We start from the raw sequence: 21,115 nt of genomic DNA on the forward strand, positions 1-21,115 counted from the left end.
ATTTGGAAAGCCACAATTTATCGACCACGGGCAGCAATGCCTACTGAGTTATTTGGAGCTGAGTTGATAGACTTTTTCGATCATGCGCGTCACCCTTCGGCAGCTTGAAGCGTTCTACTGGACGGCCAAACTGGGCAGCGTTCACGCGGCCGCGGGCCATCTAAACTTCAGCCAGCCTGCCGTGTCCGCGCGCATCCGCGAGCTCGAGGACGTTCTTGCGCTGCACCTGTTCACGCGCAACAAGCAACGCCTTCAACTCACGCCCGAAGGACGCCAGGCGCTTGCGCATGCGGAGCGCGTCCTGGGTGAGGCCCAGGACTTCGAGCGGCTCAGCCGTGGGGGGCCATCGCTGGAGGGCGTGATGCGGCTCGGTGCGGACGAATCCACCGCCATGGTGGTGTTGTCGGAGATCCTGAGCCAACTCAAGCGCAGCCACCCTAATCTTACTGTGTCATAAATGACATAATTCCATCTTCCGGACTTCGAGCTGGAGGATCGATGAATGCAGCAGAGCGATTCGATAGCTACCTGCAGCACTTGAGCGAAGGCTTGGGTCATGCGGACCGGCATGCAGGCCTTCGCGGTTACTGCACGGGCCTGATGCTTCCCCTGGCGCGCAAGAGCGTAGAGCCCATGGCCGCGCGGGTGGATCCGATGCACGCCAGCGCGCGGCACCAAGCACTGCACCACTTCGTGGCCAAGGCCGAGTGGTCGGACACGCAGATGCTGCGGCGGGTGTGCCAATGGGTGATGCCCAAGATGGACTTCAGTCAGGGCGGCTGGTGGATCATCGACGACACCGGGTTTCCGAAGAAGGGCCGCCATTCGGTCGGGGTCACGCGCCAGTACTGCGGGATGCTGGGCAAACAGGACAACTGCCAGGTGGCCGTGAGCATCTCGCTTGCAAGCAAGCAGGGCAGTCTGCCTGTGGCCTGGCAGCTGTACCTGCCTGAGGATTGGGCGGCGGATGCTGAACGCCGCGCCAAGGCCGGTGTTCCCGATGAGGTGCGCTTCGCCACGAAGACACAGATCGCGCTGCAGCAGCTACGCACGTTGTTGGATGAAGGCGCGCCGCATCACTGCGTGCTGGCCGATGCCGGCTACGGCGTGGACAACGCCTTTCGCCAAGCGCTCAGCGACATGGGCTTGCTCTACGCGGTAGGTGTCACATCGGCCGTCGTTGTCTGGCCGCCTGGCGTGCAGCCGCTGCCACCCAAGCCTTACAGCGGCATGGGCCGCCCGCCAGTGATGCCCAGGCGCACGGCGGCGCTGCAGCCCATGAGCGTCAAGGCGTTGGCGCAGTCCCTGCCAAGCCGAGCGTTCCAGAACGTCAGTTGGCGCGAGGGAACCAACAACACACTGAACGGCCGCTTTGCGGCCGTGCGGGTGCGCCACGCTGGCGGCAATACGGGCAAGGCACGTCTGCGTCCCGAGCAGTGGCTGCTCATCGAGTGGCCGGCAGGCGACGCTGAGCCAAGCAAGTACTTCCTGTCCACCCTGCCAGAGGACACGCCGATCAACGAGTTGGTCGACGTGGCCCATCAGCGCTGGCGCATCGAGCGCGACTATCAGGATCTGAAGCAGGACTTCGGTCTCGGCCATTACGAGGGCCGAGGGTGGCGCGGCTTCCATCACCATGCCGCCTTGAGCATCGCGGCCTATGGGTTCCTGATGGCAGAACGCCTCGTCGCCGACAAGTCCGTCGGCGGCAAAAAAAACTTCATCCAACGCCAGATGCCTGCCCTTTCCGAGGATTACGTCCCCCGCGGCAGTCCTGCGCGCGCAGCGTCACGTGGCGACGTCGATCACGAGCCTGCGCCAGTGGCTGAGTTTTCAGCTGATCGCTCGTCTCGGGCAGTGCCCTTGCTGCGGCAGGGTAAGCGCAAGACTACTCTTGTGACACAGTAAGACTAAGCTGGCCGTCGAGCTGACCATCGACGTGGGCACGGTGCTGCGGGACAAGCTTGGACGCCGTGAGCTGGATGTGGCGCTTCTCACGAGCGCCGGGACCGCGACCCATGTCGTGGATGAAATTCTGGGTTGGGTGGAGTTCCAATGGATCGCGTCCAGCACGCTGGCGCTTGCGGATGGTCCTTTCACTCCGACCACCGCCGCGACGCTTCCCATCGTTACCAACCCGGCGCCTTCGACGCTCAACGACGCAGTCAAGAAGTGGCTGCGCAGCGGAGGAGTCGATTTCGACGGTGTCAACACGTCGAACTCCTTGCAGCTGATGCTGCGCCTGGTGCAGGCTGGCCATGCGGTCGCCGTTCTGCCCATGCCCATCCTGCGCGAGCAGTTGGAGGCCGGTGAATTGCGGCAACTCCCGGCGCAGCCGCCCCTGCCGCCCTTGCCGTACTACGCCTCCTTCGTCAACGACGGGGTCGGCAGCTTCGCTTCCAGCCTCATTGCCATCGCCAAGTCCACCTTGGCGGCAAACGACTTCTTCGCACGCGCGCCGACAGGTTCGTGAGAAGGGCGGGCCGCGCCCGTGGCCACACGGCGGCTGTCGCGACCGCCCTGTCGTTTTACGCCTGGGCAGTGGCGCTGCGCTCGCACCAGGCCTTGTACTTGACCTTGTTCTCCTCGTTGGGCGGATACAGGCCTGGCAGGGCAGCGCCTTCCAGAACCTGCTCCATCATCCAGCCCTCCATGCGCTCTTGCTCCACGGCAGCCGCAACGACCTCATCGACCATGTCCGACGGAACCAGGACGGCGCCATCCTGGTCGACGACGATGATGTCGTTCGGATAGACCGCGACGCCGCCACAGTCGATCGGCTCCTGCCAGCCGACGAAGGTCAGTCCGGCCACCGAGGGTGGGGCCGCCGTCCCCTGGCACCAGACGGGCAACTGCGTGCCGAGAACGCCCTCCAGATCGCGGACCACACCATCTGTCACCAGCGCCGCGACGCCGCGCTTCTTCATGCGCGCGCACAGGATGTCGCCGAAGATCCCGGCGGACGTAGTGCCAAGCGCACCGACCACGGCGATGCAGCCCTCTGGCATGGCCTCGATGGCGGCCCGTGTTGAGATGGGAGAACCCCAGGACGCCGGCGTGGCCAGGTCCTCGCGCGCCGGCACGAAGCGCAGCGTGAACGCCCGGCCCACCAGTCGCGGCTGTCCGGGGGCGATGGGCCGCGTTCCACGCAGCCAGACGTTGCGCAAGCCATGCTTGAGCAGCACGGTGGTGAGGGTGGCGGTGGAAACGCCGGCGAGGGCCTGTTGGATCGCCGGGTCGAGGGGCAAAGTCGAAGTGCTCATGGTGTTGATGTGACTGGGGTTCAAACGCTGGCAATCAGTCCGCCGTCGATGCGCAGGACCGACCCGGTGATGTATCCGGCCCTCGGCGAGGCCAGGAAAGTGACGGCATCGGCATATTCCTGCGGATGCCCATAGCGGCCCACGGCGATGGAAGAAGTGCTCTCCTGAGACACATCCTCTACCGACCGCCCTTCGCGCTTCGCTTTTGCCTCATCCAGCAAGCGTATGCGCGCTGTCGCGATGCGGCCGGGAAGCACGATATTGCTGGTGATGCCGTCCCGCCCCACTTCGCGGGCCAGTGTCTTGGACCAGCCGACGAGCGACATGCGCAGCGCATTCGAGATCGCCAGATTCGGAATCGGGGCGACCACGCCTGAAGACGTGCTCGTCACGATCCGGCCGAAACCCTTCCTGCGCATGCCGGGTAGCACACGGTCCGTCACCGCAATCACGGACAGCACCATGCTTTCGAAGCTGGTGCGCCACAGATCGGGATCCTGTCCGAACGCAGCTGTCGGCGGCGGCCCCCCGGTGTTGTTCACCAGGATGTCGACCTCGCCCAGTTCTCGTTCGATCCGGGAGACCATGGGGTCGACGAGCGCAAGCTTGCCGAGGTCCCATTGCAGCGCTACAGCCCGTCCGCCTGCCCGCCCAATGGCATCGGCCGTTTCCTGTGCGGCCTGCAGGTCGATGTCGGCCGCCGCAACGTGGCAGTCCTCCAGCGCCAGCGTTCTCGCGATGGCGCCTCCGAGCCCGCCGCCAGCGCCGAGCACCAGTGCGGTTCTGTGTTGAAGTTGCAGGTCCATGGTCCTTCTTCCAGGTTGACGATCAGTGGGGTTGCATGCGCTTCACGGATCCCGCATCGCTGCGCGCAGCCTCGGGGCGCCTGATGTGCGGATGCACCGGGCCCGTCAAGCGGGCGATCCATCCGGGTAACCGGGCATGTCGAAGCCGATGCGCTCGAGTTCGGCTTCGACCTTGGCTGCGTTGGATGTGTCCAGTGCCACCGACGGCGGGCGCACGGTGCGCCAGCCGGCCGCACCGCTGTAGACGGACACCGCATGCTTCATGGCCGGGATCATGTAGCCGCCCTGGAACACCTTCCGCACGGCGTCGGCCTTGGACTGCAGCGACTCTCCTTGCGGCGTGTTCCATCCCTCGACCACGGCATGGATGCCCGCCGGGTTCATGTTGACGGTGGCACTGATGCAGCCGGCCGCGCCCAGCGGCATCGCGGCCGACAGGAACGACTCGCTCGCCGGAAACACGTCGAAGCCATCCGCAGCGAAGTTGTCGAGCATGGCCTTGGTGTTGCTCCAATCGCCAGACGAGTCCTTGGCGCCGGCGATCACCTGCGGATAGCGCTTGCGCAGCCGCTCGATCAGGCCGAGCGTGATGGGTACATGCGACATCTGCGGGATGTGGTACAGGTAGATCGGTGCGATTCCCGAGCCCACCCGTTCGATGAGTTCGGCGTAGTACGCGAACACACCGTCATCGTGTACGCCCTTGTAGAAGAACGGCGGCAGCACCAGCAGGCCGGCCGCGCCGGCCTGGCTCGCATGACGCGACAGCGCGACGGCATCGGGCAGCGCACAGGCCCCCGTGCCGGGCATCATCTTCGCGGCGGGAATACGGGCCTCCAGCAGCGCGTCGGTCAGCGACATGCGCTCGGAGACGGAGAGAGACGCGGCTTCCGAGTTGGTGCCGAAGATGGCCAGGCCGGCCCCGTGATCGGACAGCCAGCGGCAATGCGCGATGAATCGTTGCACGTCCGGCTCGAGTCGGGCGTCGAAGGGGGTCAGGACAGGCGCCAGGGCGCCGCGGATCTTGGTGGTCATGGATGGTCTGTGGAAGTGGTTGTTCTCAGCGCGTCTGCGGTCCGACGGCGAAGCGGGATGCGGCGATGCCCTGGACGCCGCCTTTGACAAGGTTGCGGCCCACGCAGAACACCCGGCGCCTTGCTCGCTTCAGGGATCGCGAAAGTATTTTTCAGCAGCGCTTATCAATAAAGACCGATTTCGTGCGTTTGAAAGAAGGGAAAACTTGCTTCTGGGGCTGCTGACGCAGAATGCGGCCATGGACACCCGGTTTCTCCAGAGTTTCGTCACGGTCGTCGAGAGCGGGTCGATCGCCGAGGCGGCGCGCCGTCTAGACCTGACGCCAGCTGCCGTTGCTTCGCGTCTGCGCACACTGGAGCAGGACATGGGCGTGGTCCTGGTCACGCGCTCGGGCCGCTCTGTTAGGCCAACAGAGGCTGGCCTGCAAGTTCTCGACCAGTCCCGTGGCGTGCTTCGCAATGTGTTCGATCTACGTGCCGCGGCGCTGGATACCCAGGCGCGCGGTCAACTGCGCTTGGGCGTGTTCTTCTCGGGCACGACCACCTTCATGCCCACCATCCTCGAGAGCTTCTGCGCGGAGCACCCACATCACTCGGTGTTCATTGACGTCGGCTGGTCGCCGGACCTGGCTGCCAAGGTGGTTTCGGGCGAACTCGACGCCGCAATCCTGGTGGAGCATCACTTTTCCATCCCGAAAGGAAGTGAATGGCTTCCGCTGACGGAGGAGCCGCTGGTGGTCATCGCGCCGAGCGCATTGCAGGGCGCGACGGATGCGCACTCGGTGCTGCAATCACAACCCTTCATCCGCTACGACCGACGCATCTGGGGTGGTCGCCTCGCCGATCGCTACCTGCGCGAGCGAGGCCTGCGTCCCTGGGTGCGCCTGGAGATCGACGGCCTGATGGCGATCGCCAATCTGGTGAGCCGCGGCCTGGGCGTCTCGCTGCTCCCTGACTGGTCGCCGATGTGGATCCCAAGCTTGTCGCTGGTGCGCATTCCTCTGCCAGGGTTGGCGCCCACTCGGCGCATCGGGCTCATGCGGGGCACGCGCAGCACACGCAACGCGCTCGTGGATTCGCTCCTGCTGCATGCGAGTGCAGCCTTTGACCCACATTCCTGAACTGCCCCGGGCGGTTCACTGTGTTTTTCTTCCTGTTGGAAACCTCAACCAGCGGCCGGAAGAAAGACCCACTTTGCCCTCTGGAACTTTCGCCCGCGCCTCCTGCCGCGTTCGACCCCGACCCCGACCCCGACGCCGAGGGCAACTCCAAGTTCGTGCGGATGGCCGAGAAGCTCATCAACATCGACGAGATCAGCATCGACCTCATCGACCTCACCGACCTCATCGACCGCATCAACCCGTTCCATCGCGCCTACGAGATCCTGTCCAAGTCCGTGACTGCGGACGTGCTGCGCGCCATCCACTGCACGATCTCGGCCACTAAGATCGCCATGAGCGAGGAGAAGGCCGTGGCGCTGTTCGCGCGCATCAAAGCGTTCACGGCCGAGCGCGGCCACAAGCCGGGCCTGGCGTCGGTGAGCCCCATGGAGCGGCGTATGGCCGAGGCGCTGCCGTGGATCGGGGACGCCAAGCGCAAGCGGATGGGCGACGGAGCCTGAACGTGGCCACCAAGAAGACGCTCGACGAGCTGTTGGCCGAGGAGGTCGATTCACCCTTGCTCGACGTTAAGCCGAGGGCCGCCACCGCTCCGGACGGCGCGGCGCGCGCGGACCCAGTTCGAGGAGATCAAGGTCTTCGTCGACCGCAAAAAGTTCGCGCCGGGAGGGGGCCAGGGGCCCGGAAGATCGGGATCATCGAGCGCTATCCTGCGCTACCGATACGACCACCGAGCGTGCGCGATCGTCGAAGCTCCGCGGGGAGGGTTAGCAGGCTGTTGAAATTCATCGCTGTGCCTTGACCGAGCAGCCACATGCGAGCGCATCGAGTGGCTGAGCGCGTAGAACTTGAATGCGCAATGCGCCGTGGCGGGTTGTGCGCGCGGCGCGCAAGTCGCATTGGCCGCTCATCAGGCCGCTCCCTGCGGCATCGCAGCCAGCATTCGGGCCATTCGCACGATGTTGCTTGCCGTCATCGTCAACTTGAAGTGCTGGTCCACGCGTTTGATGCCTCTGTATGCAGTCTGGCGGATCCGCCCAACGGTCTTGCCACAGCCGAAGTGTTCTTCGATGCGCTTGCGGATGTCTGACTGACTGCATAGCCGGGATGTCGCGTGGTTCGTCCATCGATGGCACTGCCCCCGATTCGTGTGTTGTTGCTCGCCACATGGGGCGTGATGCGCCGTTGGCGGCAAGCATCGACGAAGTCGCGCGTGTCATAAGCCTTGTCGGCAGCGAGCGTCTTCGGATGACTGCCGGGCAAGGTATCGAGCATGGCCAGCGCAGCCGCTCGCTCGCCCCGTCCATCGGCGTGAGTGACAACCGCACCGACGACCAACCCCGAGCGGTTCTCCATCAGCACATGTCCCTGGAACGCCATCACCGCCGCAGTGTTGTGGCTTTTCCTGAACAGCCGTGCATCCGCATCGGTGGTGCTGGCGTGGGTGTCGTCGCCGCGTCGATTGCCCTTCCAGTCGGCCTGGGTGTTGCGCCCGCTTGAGCCGCCGCTGTTGGCGTCGTCGTTGCTGCCGTCCTTGGGCACGAAGCTTTTGTGGCTGGCCCAGGCCTGGATCAGCGTGCCGTCCACCAAGAAATGCTCTCGGCTGAGCAGGTTGTGCTTGTCGGCAACGGACATCACCTCGGTGAAGAAGCTCTCGACGACGGCGTGCTCGAGCAGCCGGTCGCGGTTCTTGGAGAAGGTGGAGTGGTCCCAGACCTCGTCGTCGATGGCCAGACCGATGAACCAGCGGTACAGCAGGTTGTAGCGCACCTGCTCCGTCAGCTATCGGGGCTTTCGACAGATGGCCGCCAAGGGCGGAAACAGCTGAGTGACATAGCCACTCAACGAGCTCATGTCGCGTCCATCACACGTCCCTGGATGCGAGAGATGAATGCGGCACGCTCGGTGACAGCACTCATGGAGGTGCGAGGTTTTGGGTCGGCGGTTCGTCCATCCTAGGGTTAGATAGCGCACCGCCATCGGCACTTCGAGCCGATCTCGGTGACCTGCGGGACCACACCGCGTTTTCGCACATGATGTTCGAGGACCCGTTTGCGCGATGCAAGATCCTGTGAAGCGCGAATTCAATTCCGCGCTGAACTGACTTTCCCGGAGAGGACTTTCGAGAGAACTTGGTTCCCGGCGGTCGCCATCTGCCGCAGGATCACTGAAGGGATGTCTTCCAAGGCCGATTTAAGCAGCAAGTAAATGTGCGAGAGCCATGCAGCAACTGCATCAACCTCCATGCCCAGCTTTCAAAGGTAGCAATTCACAGTCTCCCCGCACTGAACATCCGACAACGGATTGGCCGCCAACTTTCTAAACTCCCTGTCGCGAGCCATGAATGTATGCAGCATGTGAGGGATCAGCGCAGTTGCATCGACGATCTTTCCATATTCCCGGCTGTGCAGTTCCGCGTACCGATCCAGCGTCGTTTTCAGTTCAGCAGACACTGAAATCGTCAGCTTTACCACCTCTGCTTTCGGTAGTGGGCCCAGCCGAAGCCTGGTTTTTTTCATCGCAACCCCCCGCGTTTGAAGAACGGCGACTTATGCGGTCGGAGGACGAGGTCCTTGTTCACCATCACCCCCATCGGAAACCCCGGGCGGATCGTCAGTGTCGGCTGGATGCTCGCGTTGCGCTTTGTGATCTCCTGCCCGACCTGGTTCACCGTGTCTTGTGCACCCTCGCGCACGGCGATCACTAGGCGATTGCCGTCCGGATCGGTCCGGCTCTCTGGCGCCGCCAACTCGGCCCCCACGCCAAGCAGCGTCGACAGCGCCGCACCGGCCAGGATGCGATCCCAATGCCAGTCAACACCGTCCTCCAGCCCGGCGTAACCGGCCGGATCGATCCCCGGCAACCGGTCCAGCGCCACCGACGACGTGTCCGGCAGGATCAGCCGCGTCCACACCAGCAGCACGCGCCGCTGCCCGAACGCCACCTGGCTGTCGTAGCGACCTATCAGCCGCGAGCCCTGAGGGATCAGCAGGTGGCGTCCCGTCGCCGTGTCGTAGACCGCCTCGGTCACATTGGCGATCACCTGCCCCGGCAGGTCGGAGTTGATGCCCGTCACCAGCGCCGCCGGGATGACGGTTCCCGCCATCACCTGGTAAGGCGAAGCCGGTAGCTGGAGGCTGCCCGGATTGCGCGTGGCCGTGTCACCGGCATTCGCGAGAAAGGCTTCCTTGCGGTCCTGGCGGTTCTGCGCCATCACAGGATCGGTCGGCGAAGCCACGGCAGCGTTCATCGCGCCCAAGGGATGGAACGGCTGCTGACCCGCCGTCAGCCCGGACGGATCCGCGGGGGCAGCGGGCATGGTCCGCTCGGCGGCCGTCCCCCGCTTCACGGTGGCTCCGTCGCCGCTGCGCCGGAAGAACACCGAGGACCGCGCCGCCTCTTGGTCTGCCAACCGCTCGGCCTGCTCTGGATCGACGCCCTCCCCCGCCCTCGCCTCCATCAGCGGCTGCGCCTTCGCCATGGCCGACCCGAGATCTCCCGGCAGCGGCGGCCCCAGCACCGGTGGCGCCGGCTTCGGCGCCGCCGGCACCCCGACATAGTCCTTCGGCAGTTGGTCCAGCCCATCCGCCCGGGCCACGCGGTCCACGTTGTACAGCTCGGCCGCCGGGTTGCGCTCGCGCTTGTGCGACTGCAGCGACCACATCGTGCCGCCGAGCACGGCCGCGGCCAGAGTGCCGGCGCCGACCGCCAGCATGCGGCGGTTGAGCCGCACGACCGACCGGGGCTGCGCGCGCAGGGCCACCGCCTCCGGCGCGACCTTGGGCGGGACCTGGGACGATTGGGGCGGCAGGATGTCATCCGCACTCATGATCCATCGCTCCGTGCCCCCTGGACGCTGCCGTTCGCGCCATCCGTGCGTTCGATGCGCACCACCTCGGCCTTGCCGTCCTTGAAGCCGCCCAGACGCAGCTCCGCCGCGCCGAAGAGGCGGTCGACCACGTAGTACGGCGAGCGGAAGCGGTAGTTCACAAGCTGCCCGTCCCCCTGAGGCCCGATCACGAACAACGGCGGCAGCTCGCCCTGCGCGATGCCGCCCGGGAACTGGATGTAGACCTTCTGCCCGTCGTCGAAGGCGCGCAGCGGCTTCCAGGACGGCGCATCGCCGCTGATCGCGTAGCGGAACCGGATCTGCTCCACCGACAGGCCCGCATCCACCGGCGTCGCCGCCTGCGACTCCTTCGCCTGCTTCTGCAACGCCAGCATCTGGTCCTTCGGATAGGCCCAGGACACCGAGGCCATCCAGGCCTGCGACGTCGAGGAGAGTTCCAGCAGATAGGTGCGCCGATTCGTCGTGATGACCAGGTTCGTCTTCAGGCCCACGCGCGTGGGTTTCACGAGCACGTGGACCCGCTGGTTCGCGCCGCTGCCGCTGACCGTGTCGCCCACGATCCAGCGCACCGTGTCGCCGGCCGACACCACCACCAGTTCCTCCCCGGGTTGCAGCGCGATGACCGTCACGCGGCCTGGGCTCGTGTAAACCTGATACAGCGCGCCGTCGGCATACGGCCAGACCTGGATCGCATTGATGTAGCCCTCGCGCGTCGGCGCAATACGCGCCTCTTCGTTGGCCCGCGAGACCCGCACTTTCTCGTCGGCGGGCTCGGGCGCCAGCTTCGCTTCCGGCTCGCTCGGCAGCGGCTTCATCTGCCCGGGCAGCGGCAACGGCTTCGGCACCTCGACCACCTCGACGGGCGGGGGCGGGTCCGGCAATGGCTGCGCAGCGACGGCCACCGGCTCGTCCAGCGGGATCGCCGGCGGCGGCTTGTCTTGTGTGGCACAACCGGCAACGATCGCCGCCCCCATCAGGACCGGCGCCAATGCGTGTTTACGGAAATCCGTCTTCATGGCTTGGTTCCTTTCGTTGCAGCGTCCGTCGCATCGAGCTCGCGGCTCCAGGACAGGCCGTTGACGTAGATGCCCAGCGGGTTTCGGCGCAGCCGCTCCTCGGTGCGCGGCGCCTGCAGCACGATCGCCAGCACCGCGGTCCAGCGCTCCAGCCCGGCCGCTTCGCCGTTGACGTAGCGGCGCTCCGTCCAGCGCACCTGGAACGAGGCATCGCTCGCACGCACCACGCTGTTGATCTGTACCGCCACCGAGCTCTGCCCGATGCGCGAGAACGGATCGTTCGCGCGTGCGTAGTCGTTCAGCGTCGCGGCGCCACGGTCCGTCGTGTACTCGTAGGCCTCGAGCCAGTTCTGCCGCACCACGATCGGATCGATCGAAAGGGATCGCACGTCGTTGACGAAGCGCGCCAGGTGGTGCGCGATCTGCGCGTCGCTGGGCTTGTAGGGCGTGGCCGCCTCGCCGACCGCGCGCACTTGGCCGGCGCTGTCCACTTCGACGACGTAGGGCGTCACGATGGACTGCGCCGAGCGCCAGACCAGGCCACCGGCCATCAGCAGCGCCAGCGAGAGGCAGCCGAAGGCCATGACCCGCCAGTTCTTCGCCTGCACTCGCGCGCTGCCGATCCGTGCGTCCCAGACCTGCGCCGCGGCCTGGTAGGGGGTGACGGGCTCGGGTGTGTCCGAGTACCGCACCTGGGGTCGCTTGAATCGCATGGATGGTTCTCCTCAAAGAATCCGGGTCAGGCGCTGCTGTCGTCGCGCAGGCTCGGGCCGGTGCCGCTGCCCCCGTGGTCGCCTGAGCGCAGCACGTGCGCCGTCGTCGAGGCCGCGTGACTCAGCTGCTGCTTGCGGCGCATCTGCCGGGCCCAGGCAGGCTCGGGGGACGGCGCGCCGGCCTCGTCCGCACCGGCGGATGCCGCATTTCCCGCAGCGGCGGGCACTGTCGCATCGGCCACGAAGTTCGCCACGCGGTCCTTGACCGCCTGGGCGCCGGACGCGACGCGCTGGCCGACAGCACCGGCACTGGTTTTCGCGAGATGGGCCAGGCCGGCACCGGCTGCGCGCACGCCGTCACCACCCGATGCCGCGGCACCCACTTGATAGGCCGACTTCGCACCGCCGCCGATGGCCGCACGCGTCGCGCCAGGCGCCATGCGCGCACCCGCGGCCACGGCGGATCCGGCGCTCGCCACGGCCGCACCACCGGCGACGGCTAGGCCCGCCGCACCCAAGGCCGTCCCCGCGGCCGCACCTGCACCGAGTTGCGGCGCACCCGACACCAGTCCGGTCGCGATCCCCGGCCCGAAGATCCCCAGGCCCAGCATCGCGAGCGCCGCCAGCATGATCGTCAACGCATGGTCGATGGACGGCTCGGCCCCGGGCGGTGTGCGGAACTCCGCGAGAAGGCCCGTGCCGATCCCCACGATCACGGCCAGCACCAGCACCTTGATGCCGGCGGACACCACGTTGCCCAACACCTTCTCGGCCAGGAACGCGGTCTTGTTCCAGAGCGCGAAGGGCACGAGCACGAAACCCGCCAAGGTCGTGAGCTTGAACTCGATCAAGGTGACGAAGAGCTGCACCGCGAGCACGAAGAAGCTCACGATCAGCACCAGCCAGGCCAGGAACAGGACGGCGATGGCGTCCAGATGGGCGAAGGTTTCGGGGAAGCCCGTCATCTCGCTGATCTGTTCCATGATCGGCCGGCCCGCATCGATGCCGACCTGCGCGAGCCGGCCGGGCTGCAGGAACTGCGTCTGTGTCAGGCTGGAGCCCGACGCCACCAGACCGAGCCCCGCGAACGAACGGAACAGGACCCCGGCCAGCTGGTTGAAATTGCCGATGATGAAAGCAAAGGCCCCCACGTAGAGCACCTTCCGGACCAACCTTGCGATCACGTCGTCGCCCTGCCCCGCCGCATGGCTCATGGCCCAGAACAGCCCGGCCAGCGTCATGTCGATCACGACCAGCGTGGCCGTGAGGAACGCCACCTCGCCGTGCAGCAGGCCGAAGCCCGAATCGATGTAGCGCGAGAAGACATCGAGGAAGCGATCGATGACCGCGACATCGTCCATGGCGTCAGTCCTTGGCGTCCGCGCCAGCCGGCGGTGAGGCAGGAGCTACCGGCGGCGGGACCGGCTCGCTCGCGTAAGGCGCTTGACCGCCCCTCATGAAGCGCTGGCGCGTGGCCTCGGCCACCGCATGGCACTGCGCGTCGCCCATCCTCGCATGGTCGGCCTTGCACTGCGCGCGCAGTTCCTTGAGGCGCTCGGGATTCGCGACCAGGGATTCGACGGACTCGATCGAGGACCGGGAAGGTTCTGACTTGCCGCAGCCGGCGAGCACCAGGACCACAGCGGCAGTGACGAGGAGGAGAAGGTTCTTCATAGCTGCCCCTCAGTGGCCGTAGAAATTCACGCTGTAGGGCGTGTACGGCGTGCCGCTGCCCATGAAGCGCCGGCGCACCTCGCGCGCGCGCTCCTGCACCGCCACCTGCCTCGCCTGCTCCAGGGCCATTGCGCGGTCCTGCGTGATCTGCAGCTGCTGCGCCTGGATCGCCTGGCGCGACTGCAGCGCCAGCAATTGGTTGGTCGCCTGCATCGCCTGCAGGGCCCCGGTGGCCGACTGGCTGCGATTCACAAGATCCGTGAGCGCCTTCTCGTCCGACGCGAAGTTCTGCATGGCCCGCGACTGCACCTGTGTGGCGGTGCGCAGTGCTTCCAGCGAGTTGCGCCAGCGTTGACGCGCATCGCCGGCCATCTGGGCACCGGACAGCGCCGCCGAAAAGGACTCGGGGTACAGCCGCTTGAACTCCTCTTCCATGCGCGAGACGTTGAAGGCCAGCCCCTGTGCCTGCTGGATCAGCTGGTTCGTGGCCGCCAGGGTCGACTTGAGCTCGGACAGCGCGCTGAAGTCCAGGCTCGTGAGGTTCCTCGCCTGGTTGCTCAGCATCTGCGCCTCGTTCTGCAACTGCTCGACCTGATTGTTGATCTGCTCCAGCGCGCGGGCAGCCGTCAGCATATTCTGGATGAAGTTGGAAGCATCGAACACGGTGTCGCCGACGCCGAAGAGCGCATGCGCCGGCGGGGCCACACCGAAAGCGATCGCGCCGGCCGCGACCAGCGCGGCGATCCGGGGTTTGAGTGAAGATTGGAGGTTCATGGCAACGGCTCCTGCGGGGTTGAGGAAGGGGATAGGGATGCAGATGAAAACGAAGGGATGAGGTCGGCGGCCCAACCCAAACCACGGTGGCGCAGCCAGGCTGCCGCGAAGACCGAAGGCATTCGCGTGAACGGCGACTGCAACACCGAGGCCTGCACGCGGTCGAGCGCGCGCTGATCCTCGGGCGAGGCCGCACCCGCGAAGGCCAGCGCCACCGGCCCGAGCCCGAGCTCGAAGACCCGATTGCCCAGGCGCGACTGGTAGTAGTAGTCACGCTTGGGCTGCGCCGTGGCGACGATGTCGATCTGCCGGCCGTTGAGCCCGAAGCCCTCATAGATCACGCGGATCTGCGGTTCGGTGGCCTGCGGGTTGGGCAGGAAGATCCGGCTCGCGCAGCTCTCCACAATGGCCGGCGCGATGCTGGAGTTCTGGATGTCGGCCAGGCTCTGCGTGGCGAAGATGACCGAGACGTTCTTCTTGCGCAGCGTCTTGAGCCACTGCCGGATGCGCGCCGCGAACACCGGGTCGTCGAGAAACAGCCAGGCCTCGTCCAAGATCAGGAGCGTCGGCGCGCCGTCGAAGCGTTCGTCGAAGCGCGCGAAGAGGTAGCCGAGCACAGCCAGCACGGCCGCCTTGCCGTGCATCAGCTCCTCCATCTCGAAACACTGGACGGAGGAGGTCCCCAGCCGATCCCGGTCCGCGTCCAGCAGCCGCCCGTGCGCACCGCCGAGCACGTAGGGCGCCAGCGCCTGGCGCAGGGCGTTCGACTGCAGCAACACCGCCAGGCCCGTCATCGTGCGCTGCTCGGGCGGCGCGCTGGCGAGGCTGGCCAGCGCGGACCACACCATCTCCCGCTCGGCCGGCCCGACCTCGAGGCCCTCCTGCCGAAGCCGTCCCTCCACCCACTCCGCCGCCCAGGTGCGGTATCTGTCCTGGTCGATGCGCGCCAGTGGCTGAAAAGCGATCTCTCCATCGGTACCGAGGTCGTAGTGCTCGCCGCCGAGCCCGAGGACCGTGGCGCGCATCGAGCGCCCCATGTCGAAGGCCAGGATGCGCGAGCCGGCATAGCGGCGGAACTGCAGCGCCAGTGTGGCGAGCAGCACCGACTTGCCCATGCCGGTCGGCCCGACCACCAGCGTGTGGCCGACGTCGCCGATGTGCGTGACCAGCCGGAACGGTGTCGCGCCATCGGTGCGCGTGACGATCAGCGGTGGCCCGTCGAGGTGCGCATTGCGCTCGGGGCCTGCCCACACGGCTGACACCGGCAACATGTGCGCGAGGTTCAAGGTCGAGATGATGGGCTGGCGCACATTCGCGTACGCATGGCCCGGGATCGACGACAGCCAGGCCTCGACCGCATTGAGTGTTTCAGGGATCGTGACGAAGCCCCGGCCCTGGATCGTGCGCTCGACCGCACGCAGCTTCTCGTCGGCCGCCGTTGCGTCGGCATCGAGCACCGTCACGGTGGCGGTCACGTAGCCGAAAGCCACCTGGTCGCTGCCGAGCTCCTGCAGCGCCGCGTCGGCATCCGCCGCCTTGTTCGAAGCGTCGGAGTCGACCAGAGGGCTCTCCTGCTGGAAGATCGTCTCGCGCAGCAAGGCTACGATGTTCTTGCGCTTGGCGAACCACTGGCGGCGCAGGCGCACGAGCTCCTTCTCCGCCTCGGCTTTGTCCAGGCACAGGAAGCGCGTGCTCCAGCGGTAGGCGAAGCCCAGGCGGTTGAGGTCGTCGAGCAGGCCCGGCCAGGTCGAGGTGGGAAAGCCGCGCACTGACAGCACGCGCAGATGCCGGCCCCCGAGCATCGGCGCCAGCCCGCCCGTCAGCGGCTCGTCGGCCAGCAGCGCATCGAGGTGCATCGCGACCTCGGGCACTGCGACCGCATGCCGACGCGTGGACACGCAGCCGTGCAGGTGGGTCAGCGTTTGGGCATCGTCAAGCCAGCCTATCTCGGGCATCACGTCTTCGAGCAGGCCGAGGAAGCGCTCTGTCTCGGAGACGAAAGCTTCCAGCCGTCCTCTCCAGTCCGACCCATTCGAGGCATCCGATCCCGACTTTTCTTTCGTCCCGGCGTTCTCGTAGAGCAGGCCCGTGGCGCGTGCCTTCGACTCCTCGGGCGGCAGGCACAGCAGCGTCAGGTGGTAGCGGCTCTCGAAGTGGCTGGCGTCCTCCTCGAAGGCCGCGCGGCGCTCCTCGTCGACCAGCCAGGAGAGCGCCTCGGGGAACGAAGACTCGGGATAGCCTGCCGCTTCGCGCCGCTCGGCCTCCACGAACAGCGCCCAACCCGAGCCGAGCCGCCGTAGCGCGTTGTTCAAACGCGCCGAGGTGGCGACGAACTCGCCCTGCGTGGCGCTGTCCAGGTCCGGCCCGCGAAACCGCGCCGTGCGCTGGAACGATCCATCCTTGTTGAGCACGACCCCGGGCGCGACCAGGCCGGCCCAGGGCAGCCAGTCGGCCAGCAGCGCCGGCCGCTTTCGGTATTCGGCGAGATTCAGCATCGCGTCTCCCCTTCCCGCCTTACGCGTCCAGCAGCGGACGCTGCTTGATGTGCCGCGCAAAGACCTGCATGAACTGCGGATCCAGCCTCGCACCCCAGACAGCCAGCGCGTGGCCGACGATCCAGAGCGCGACGCCGGGCAGCCAGAGCTGCAGTCCCAGTCCCACGGCAGCGGCCAGCGTGCCGTTGGCGATCGCCACGGTACGCGGCGCGCCGCCCAGCAGGATCGGCTCTGTGAGGGACCGGTGCAGCGGGATCTCGAAGCCTGGCGCGACGCCCGGCGAGAAGACAGTCGGCGCGTTCATGCCAGCACCGCCCCGCCCGAGAAGCTGAAGAAGGTCAGGAAAAAACTGGACGCAGCGAACGCGATTGACAGGCCGAACACGATCTGGATCAGCTTGCGAAGGCCCCCACTGGTGTCGCCAAAAGCCAGTGTCAGGCCCGTCACGATGATGATGATCACCGCGACGATCTTGGCCACCGGCCCCTGGATCGAGTCGAGGATCGACTGCAGCGGTGCTTCCCAGGGCATGTTCGAGCCTGCAGCCCGCGCGGGCAGCGCGACGGCCAGTAAGAGCGCTGCCGCAGCAGCCGCGTGCAGAAGCGGCTTTACGGAACTGCGTGGAATCGTCATGACGGTTCTCCAGAAGACGAAGGGATGGAAGGAGCAGAGAGGGACGAAGAGAGCAACGGGAAGCCGGGCACCGCCGAGGTATCGAACTGGTAGCCTTCGCTGTCATGGCCGACGACACGCGCGATTTCGCGCACCCGCCGGGCACGGCCGCGCCCGGCGATGAAGACGATGACGTGGACCGCCTCGGCAATCAGGGCGCGCGGCACCGTCACGGAGACCTCCTGCACCAGTTGCTCCAGCCGCGTGAGGGCGCCCTGCGCGGAGCCGGCATGCACGGTGGCGATCCCGCCCGGATGCCCGGTGCCCCAGGCCTTGAGCAGGTCCAGCGCCTCGGCGCCGCGCACCTCGCCGACCACGATGCGGTCGGGCCGCAGCCGCAAGGTGGCGCGCACCAGGTCGGCCATGGTGGTCACGCCCGGTTCGCTGCGCATGCTCACGTGGTCGTCGGAGCGGCATTGCAACTCCACCGTGTCCTCGAGGATCAGCACCCGATCTCGGGTGTCGGCGATCTCGTCGAGCAACGCGTTCGCGAGCGTCGTCTTGCCCGTGCTGGTGCCGCCGGCCACCACGATGTTCAGGCGGTCGCGCACCGCCCGCCGCAGGAACGCGGCTTGCGCTTCGGTCAGGATGCCGTCGGCCACGTAGTGCGCGAGGGTCATGATGCGCAGCGCCCGCTTGCGGATCGCGAAGGACGGCGCCCGCACCACCGGCGGCAATACGCCCAGGAAACGCTCGCCGGTCTCGGGCAGCTCGGCCGAGAGGATCGGCATACCGGCATGCACCTCGGCGCGCACGTGCGCGGCGACGAGCCGGATGATGCGTTCGGCCACAGGCGGCGGCAGCGCCGCGTCGGTCGGCGCGCGGCCGCTGCCGAGCCGGTCCACCCACAGCGAACCATCGGGGTTGAGCAGCACCTCCACAACTTCCGGATCGGCGAGGGCCGCTGCGATTTCTGGCCCCATGGCGGTGCGCAACATGCGGATGCGCCGGGCCACCGCGTTGTCCACGACGCCTGGCGACGAGCCGGAAGAACGATCAGACGGCTGGACCATCAGCGGCCTCCTCCGGCTCCTGCCCTGCGTGCATTGGCGCCGCTTCAGGCTCGATCTCCTCATGGACCTCGCGTACCAGACTGCGCCCGCGCTGCAGGTGCCGCCCGAGCTGCTCGATGAACTGCACATAGCGGGCCCGCCCCTGCGCGCGTGCGGCTTCCTGCTGGCCCTCGGGCACCGGGATCGAGACGGTGAGGAAATAGCGGACATAGAGCGCGACCGTTTCGATCAGGATGTTCTGGTCGCGCTCCAGCCGGTCGAACTGGCGCGAGAGCCGGTCCAGGCGTTTGGCGATCGCAGCCTCGCGCTGGTCGCCGCCATCGGGCGACAGGAACGACGCCAGCGCCGCGGCGATCACGGCAGATTTCGAGACACCCTTGTGCACCGCCAGCCGATCCAGCCGTTTGGCGTGCTCCGGCTCGATGAAGATGTTGAGGCGAGCCCGGCTCATAGGGCGATCCCGTCGTCAGGGTCCAGCGCGGCGAGGCGCGCAGTGCGCGTGAGCTGACGACCCACGTCCCGCGGCCCCAGCGGTACGTCGTCCTCGTCATAGAGCACCAGCAGGCTGTCGTCCTCCGGCAGCGCCGGCGTGTCGCGCACGACTTCCAGCTCGGGCTTGAGCTGGTAGCCGCCCTCGTCGGCAAAGCCACCCGCATCGACTGACGACAAAGACTCAGGAGCGATCAGCGGCGCCAGTCCGCTCCAGTCGTCGGGCCGTGTCGCAGGACGATCCGCGTAGAAGCCCGCAGCCAGCGCCGGTGGTGGCAGCACACGCCGCGTGAAGTTGCGGTCCTGGTAGTAGCGCAGCTTCCTAGCCTTGATCGGCGGATGGCCGGAGACCATCACCACCGCGTCGTCGGGTGGCAGCTGCATCACCTCGCCCGGCGTCAGCAGCGGCCGCGCCGTCTCTTGGCGCGAGACCATAAGGTGGCCCAGCCACGGCGCGAGCCGGTGCCCCGCGTAGTTGCGCTGCGCGCGCAACTCGGTGGCCGTCCCCAGCGCCTCCGAGATGCGCTTGGCCGTGCGCTCGTCGTTGGTGCCGAACGCAATGCGCACATGGCAGTTGTCAAGAATCGCGTGATTCGGGCCATAGGCCTTGTCGATCTGGTTCAGGGACTGCGCGATCAGGAAGGCACGCAGGTCGTAGCCGGCCATGAACGCCAGCGCAGATTCGAAGAAGTCCAGTCGGCCCAGCGCCGGGAACTCGTCGAGCATCAGCAGCAGTTTGTGGAGCCGTGCGATGCCATCGGACCCGTCGAGCGATTCGGTGAGGCGCCGTCCGATCTGGTTGAGGATCAGGCGGATCAGCGGCTTGGTGCGGCTGATGTCCGAGGGCGGGACGACCAGGTACAGCGAGACCGGGTGTTTCGCCGAGATCAGGTCGGCGATGCGCCAGTCGCAGCGCGAGGTGACTTCAGCCACCGTCGGGTCGCGATACAGCCCCAGGAAGGACATGGCCGTGGACAGCACCCCGGAGCGCTCGTTGTCGCTCTTGTTGAGCACCTCACGGGCAGCCGAAGCAACGACCGGATGGATGTCCTCACCCAGGTGCCGCGTCGTCATCATCCGGTGCAGCGTGACCTCGAAGGGGCATGCGGGATCGGAAAGGAAGTTCGCCACCCCACGCAGCGTCTTGTCCTCACCCGCGTAGAGCACATGCAGGATCGCCCCGACCAACAGCGCATGGCTGGTCTTCTCCCAGTGGTTACGCCGCTCGAGTGCGCCCTCAGGATCGACCAGGATGTCCGCGATGTTCTGCACGTCGCGCACCTCGTGCGCGCCGCGGCGCACTTCGAGCAGCGGGTTGTAGGCAGCCGAGCGCGCCTCGATCGGATTGAACAGCAGGCAGTGCGAGAAGCGAGCGCGCCAGCCAGCCGTGAGATTCCAGTTCTCGCCCTTGATGTCGTGGATCACGGCCGAGCCGGGCCAGGACAGCAGTGTGGGCACCACGAGCCCGACGCCCTTGCCGGAGCGCGTGGGCGCGAACGCCATCACATGCTCTGGGCCCTCATGACGCAGATAGGCGCCGCTCTTGTCCGAAGTCTTGCCGAGGAACACACCTGCCGGCTTCGTCAGTCCGACCTTGTCGATCTCCTCACGCTCGGCCCAGCGCGCGGAACCGTAAGTTGTGACGCGCTTGGCCATCCGCGCGCGCCATACGGCCATCGCAATGGCTGCGCCCGTCGCCGACATCCCGCTCAATGCGGCTATGACCCCACCACGCTTGAACACCTGGGGCGCATAGGTCTCGTAGAAGTACCACCACGCGAACAGCTTCCACGGCTCGTAGACTGGCACGCCGGAAACCTCGAACCACCAGGGCCCGAGCCTCGATTGGTAACCCAGCGCGTGCGCCGTCCACTGCGTGGCCGCCCACACCCCGCCCAAGGCGACGCCGAGCACCACGAATATCTGTCCGAACAGGATGCCGGTCGCTGCTGTCGGCATAGGGCGCCACCTCCCAGGCGTATGAGTTCCAGCACATGTGTGCCGCTGCGGCACGCAGGCATGAGTCTGGAATCAAGCCGCCGGGCGGCACACCCATGGGGGCGTGGCGTGGCGTACGTTGGCGTGGGACTGGCTTGCGACTCCTTCTTCTGCTGAGTGCATGAGCCTTCAGGCTGTCATGACGGGAGCATTCCACGGGCAGCTCGACAACTCCATGGCTGTTGGAGCGAGGCAGTTCG

The 21,115-nt window shown here is 66.7% G+C and carries 21 protein-coding genes and 1 pseudogene; 5 read left to right on the forward strand and 17 right to left on the reverse strand.

Annotation, left to right across the window (positions count from 1 at the left end):
* Positions 1-82: 82 nt before the first annotated feature.
* From IB278_RS04705 to IB278_RS04715, 3 genes are read left to right on the forward strand one after another with little or no spacing between them, the layout of a single operon-like run.
* The gene (locus IB278_RS04705; RefSeq protein WP_192322800.1) at positions 83-457 is read left to right on the forward strand and encodes a LysR family transcriptional regulator; all 375 of its coding nucleotides are present in this window, start codon (positions 83-85) and stop codon (positions 455-457) included.
* Positions 458-498: 41 nt separating this feature from the next.
* Complete coding sequence (locus IB278_RS04710) at positions 499-1,908, forward strand: IS701 family transposase (protein ID WP_192322801.1); 1,410 nt, start codon at positions 499-501, stop codon at positions 1,906-1,908.
* A gap of 19 nt (positions 1,909-1,927) precedes the next feature.
* A complete protein-coding gene (locus IB278_RS04715; RefSeq protein WP_225612761.1) occupies positions 1,928-2,473 on the forward strand; it encodes a substrate-binding domain-containing protein in 546 nt (181 codons plus the stop codon).
* A 55-nt stretch (positions 2,474-2,528) separates the two neighbouring features.
* Here IB278_RS04715 and IB278_RS04720 read toward each other — a convergent pair whose 3' ends face one another.
* The 3 genes from IB278_RS04720 to IB278_RS04730 form a co-directional block, all read right to left on the reverse strand.
* Positions 2,529-3,263, reverse strand: a complete 735-nt coding sequence (locus IB278_RS04720; RefSeq protein WP_192322803.1) for a ribonuclease activity regulator RraA — start codon at positions 3,261-3,263, stop codon at positions 2,529-2,531.
* Positions 3,264-3,283: 20 nt separating this feature from the next.
* On the reverse strand, positions 3,284-4,069 hold the full coding sequence (locus tag IB278_RS04725; protein WP_192322804.1) for an SDR family oxidoreductase: 786 nt from the start codon (positions 4,067-4,069) through the stop codon (positions 3,284-3,286).
* A 105-nt stretch (positions 4,070-4,174) separates the two neighbouring features.
* Complete coding sequence (locus IB278_RS04730; RefSeq protein WP_192322805.1) at positions 4,175-5,104, reverse strand: dihydrodipicolinate synthase family protein; 930 nt, start codon at positions 5,102-5,104, stop codon at positions 4,175-4,177.
* On the opposite strand from IB278_RS04730, the gene IB278_RS04735 reads away from it, so the two are divergent.
* Both IB278_RS04735 and IB278_RS04740 read left to right on the forward strand, forming a co-directional pair.
* Positions 5,103-6,224, forward strand: coding sequence for a LysR family transcriptional regulator (locus tag IB278_RS04735; RefSeq protein ID WP_192322806.1), 1,122 nt, complete (start codon positions 5,103-5,105; stop codon positions 6,222-6,224). The two genes, IB278_RS04730 and IB278_RS04735, sit on opposite strands and share 2 nt — an antisense overlap.
* 20 nt (positions 6,225-6,244) lie before the next feature.
* Positions 6,245-6,724 (forward strand): hypothetical protein, encoded by a 480-nt coding sequence (locus IB278_RS04740; RefSeq protein WP_192322807.1) that lies wholly within the window; start codon positions 6,245-6,247, stop codon positions 6,722-6,724.
* 407 nt (positions 6,725-7,131) lie between these two features.
* Here IB278_RS04740 and IB278_RS04745 read toward each other — a convergent pair.
* The 14 genes and pseudogenes from IB278_RS04745 to IB278_RS04810 all read right to left on the reverse strand — a co-directional run.
* A pseudogene (locus IB278_RS04745) lies at positions 7,132-8,003 on the reverse strand (IS5 family transposase); the annotation flags it as partial.
* A gap of 473 nt (positions 8,004-8,476) precedes the next feature.
* On the reverse strand, positions 8,477-8,740 hold the full coding sequence (locus tag IB278_RS04750) for a DUF2274 domain-containing protein (protein ID WP_192322808.1): 264 nt from the start codon (positions 8,738-8,740) through the stop codon (positions 8,477-8,479).
* Positions 8,737-10,050 (reverse strand): TrbI/VirB10 family protein, encoded by a 1,314-nt coding sequence (locus IB278_RS04755; protein WP_192322809.1) that lies wholly within the window; start codon positions 10,048-10,050, stop codon positions 8,737-8,739. Before IB278_RS04755 ends, IB278_RS04750 begins: the two co-directional genes overlap by 4 nt.
* A complete protein-coding gene (gene trbG / locus IB278_RS04760; protein WP_192322810.1) occupies positions 10,047-11,087 on the reverse strand; it encodes a P-type conjugative transfer protein TrbG in 1,041 nt (346 codons plus the stop codon). The genes IB278_RS04755 and trbG overlap by 4 nt, the downstream gene beginning before the upstream one ends.
* Entirely contained in the window at positions 11,084-11,800 is a 717-nt protein-coding gene (trbF, locus tag IB278_RS04765) for a conjugal transfer protein TrbF (protein WP_192322811.1), read from the reverse strand. The genes trbG and trbF overlap by 4 nt, the downstream gene beginning before the upstream one ends.
* Before the next feature lie 26 nt (positions 11,801-11,826).
* Positions 11,827-13,161 (reverse strand): P-type conjugative transfer protein TrbL, encoded by a 1,335-nt coding sequence (trbL, locus tag IB278_RS04770; RefSeq protein WP_192322812.1) that lies wholly within the window; start codon positions 13,159-13,161, stop codon positions 11,827-11,829.
* Between the two features lie 4 nt (positions 13,162-13,165).
* A complete protein-coding gene (locus tag IB278_RS04775; protein WP_192322813.1) occupies positions 13,166-13,474 on the reverse strand; it encodes an EexN family lipoprotein in 309 nt (102 codons plus the stop codon).
* 9 nt (positions 13,475-13,483) lie between these two features.
* Positions 13,484-14,248 (reverse strand): P-type conjugative transfer protein TrbJ, encoded by a 765-nt coding sequence (gene trbJ, locus IB278_RS04780; RefSeq protein ID WP_145745749.1) that lies wholly within the window; start codon positions 14,246-14,248, stop codon positions 13,484-13,486.
* Positions 14,245-16,743, reverse strand: coding sequence for a conjugal transfer protein TrbE (trbE, locus tag IB278_RS04785; protein WP_192322814.1), 2,499 nt, complete (start codon positions 16,741-16,743; stop codon positions 14,245-14,247). Before trbE ends, trbJ begins: the two co-directional genes overlap by 4 nt.
* Positions 16,744-16,762: 19 nt before the next feature.
* On the reverse strand, positions 16,763-17,047 hold the full coding sequence (locus IB278_RS04790) for a VirB3 family type IV secretion system protein (RefSeq protein WP_145745751.1): 285 nt from the start codon (positions 17,045-17,047) through the stop codon (positions 16,763-16,765).
* Complete coding sequence (locus tag IB278_RS04795) at positions 17,044-17,376, reverse strand: TrbC/VirB2 family protein (protein WP_192322815.1); 333 nt, start codon at positions 17,374-17,376, stop codon at positions 17,044-17,046. The genes IB278_RS04790 and IB278_RS04795 overlap by 4 nt, the downstream gene beginning before the upstream one ends.
* Positions 17,373-18,428: a P-type conjugative transfer ATPase TrbB gene (trbB, locus tag IB278_RS04800; RefSeq protein WP_410000808.1), complete on the reverse strand. Its 1,056-nt coding sequence runs from the start codon at positions 18,426-18,428 to the stop codon at positions 17,373-17,375. The genes IB278_RS04795 and trbB overlap by 4 nt, the downstream gene beginning before the upstream one ends.
* Positions 18,412-18,879 carry a CopG family transcriptional regulator gene (locus IB278_RS04805; RefSeq protein WP_145745753.1) on the reverse strand — a complete coding sequence of 156 codons (468 nt, stop codon included), beginning with the start codon at positions 18,877-18,879 and terminating at the stop codon, positions 18,412-18,414. Before IB278_RS04805 ends, trbB begins: the two co-directional genes overlap by 17 nt.
* On the reverse strand, positions 18,876-20,876 hold the full coding sequence (locus IB278_RS04810) for a conjugal transfer protein TraG (RefSeq protein ID WP_192322816.1): 2,001 nt from the start codon (positions 20,874-20,876) through the stop codon (positions 18,876-18,878). The genes IB278_RS04805 and IB278_RS04810 overlap by 4 nt, the downstream gene beginning before the upstream one ends.
* Between the last annotated feature and the right edge of the window lie 239 nt (positions 20,877-21,115).

Origin of the sequence: Variovorax sp. VRV01 (genome assembly GCF_014852545.1) — a bacterium.
GTDB lineage: Bacteria > Pseudomonadota > Gammaproteobacteria > Burkholderiales > Burkholderiaceae_C > Variovorax > Variovorax beijingensis_A.

Bases quoted from the DNA above. Each gene is read 5' to 3' on its own strand.
- IB278_RS04705 (WP_192322800.1), top strand. From the start codon at position 83: ATGCGCGTCACCCTTCGGCAGCTTGAAGCGTTCTACTGGACGGCCAAA.
- IB278_RS04710 (WP_192322801.1), top strand. From the start codon at position 499: ATGAATGCAGCAGAGCGATTCGATAGCTACCTGCAGCACTTGAGCGAA.
- IB278_RS04720 (WP_192322803.1), bottom strand. From the start codon at position 3,263: ATGAGCACTTCGACTTTGCCCCTCGACCCGGCGATCCAACAGGCCCTC.
- IB278_RS04725 (WP_192322804.1), bottom strand. From the start codon at position 4,069: ATGGACCTGCAACTTCAACACAGAACCGCACTGGTGCTCGGCGCTGGC.
- IB278_RS04735 (WP_192322806.1), top strand. From the start codon at position 5,103: ATGGATGGTCTGTGGAAGTGGTTGTTCTCAGCGCGTCTGCGGTCCGAC.
- IB278_RS04730 (WP_192322805.1), bottom strand. From the start codon at position 5,104: ATGACCACCAAGATCCGCGGCGCCCTGGCGCCTGTCCTGACCCCCTTC.
- IB278_RS04750 (WP_192322808.1), bottom strand. From the start codon at position 8,740: ATGAAAAAAACCAGGCTTCGGCTGGGCCCACTACCGAAAGCAGAGGTG.
- IB278_RS04755 (WP_192322809.1), bottom strand. From the start codon at position 10,050: ATGAGTGCGGATGACATCCTGCCGCCCCAATCGTCCCAGGTCCCGCCC.
- trbG (WP_192322810.1), bottom strand. From the start codon at position 11,087: ATGAAGACGGATTTCCGTAAACACGCATTGGCGCCGGTCCTGATGGGG.
- trbF (WP_192322811.1), bottom strand. From the start codon at position 11,800: ATGCGATTCAAGCGACCCCAGGTGCGGTACTCGGACACACCCGAGCCC.
- trbL (WP_192322812.1), bottom strand. From the start codon at position 13,161: ATGGACGATGTCGCGGTCATCGATCGCTTCCTCGATGTCTTCTCGCGC.
- IB278_RS04775 (WP_192322813.1), bottom strand. From the start codon at position 13,474: ATGAAGAACCTTCTCCTCCTCGTCACTGCCGCTGTGGTCCTGGTGCTC.
- trbJ (WP_145745749.1), bottom strand. From the start codon at position 14,248: ATGAACCTCCAATCTTCACTCAAACCCCGGATCGCCGCGCTGGTCGCG.
- trbE (WP_192322814.1), bottom strand. From the start codon at position 16,743: ATGCTGAATCTCGCCGAATACCGAAAGCGGCCGGCGCTGCTGGCCGAC.
- IB278_RS04790 (WP_145745751.1), bottom strand. From the start codon at position 17,047: ATGAACGCGCCGACTGTCTTCTCGCCGGGCGTCGCGCCAGGCTTCGAG.
- IB278_RS04795 (WP_192322815.1), bottom strand. From the start codon at position 17,376: ATGACGATTCCACGCAGTTCCGTAAAGCCGCTTCTGCACGCGGCTGCT.
- trbB (WP_410000808.1), bottom strand. From the start codon at position 18,428: ATGGTCCAGCCGTCTGATCGTTCTTCCGGCTCGTCGCCAGGCGTCGTG.
- IB278_RS04805 (WP_145745753.1), bottom strand. From the start codon at position 18,879: ATGAGCCGGGCTCGCCTCAACATCTTCATCGAGCCGGAGCACGCCAAA.
- IB278_RS04810 (WP_192322816.1), bottom strand. From the start codon at position 20,876: ATGCCGACAGCAGCGACCGGCATCCTGTTCGGACAGATATTCGTGGTG.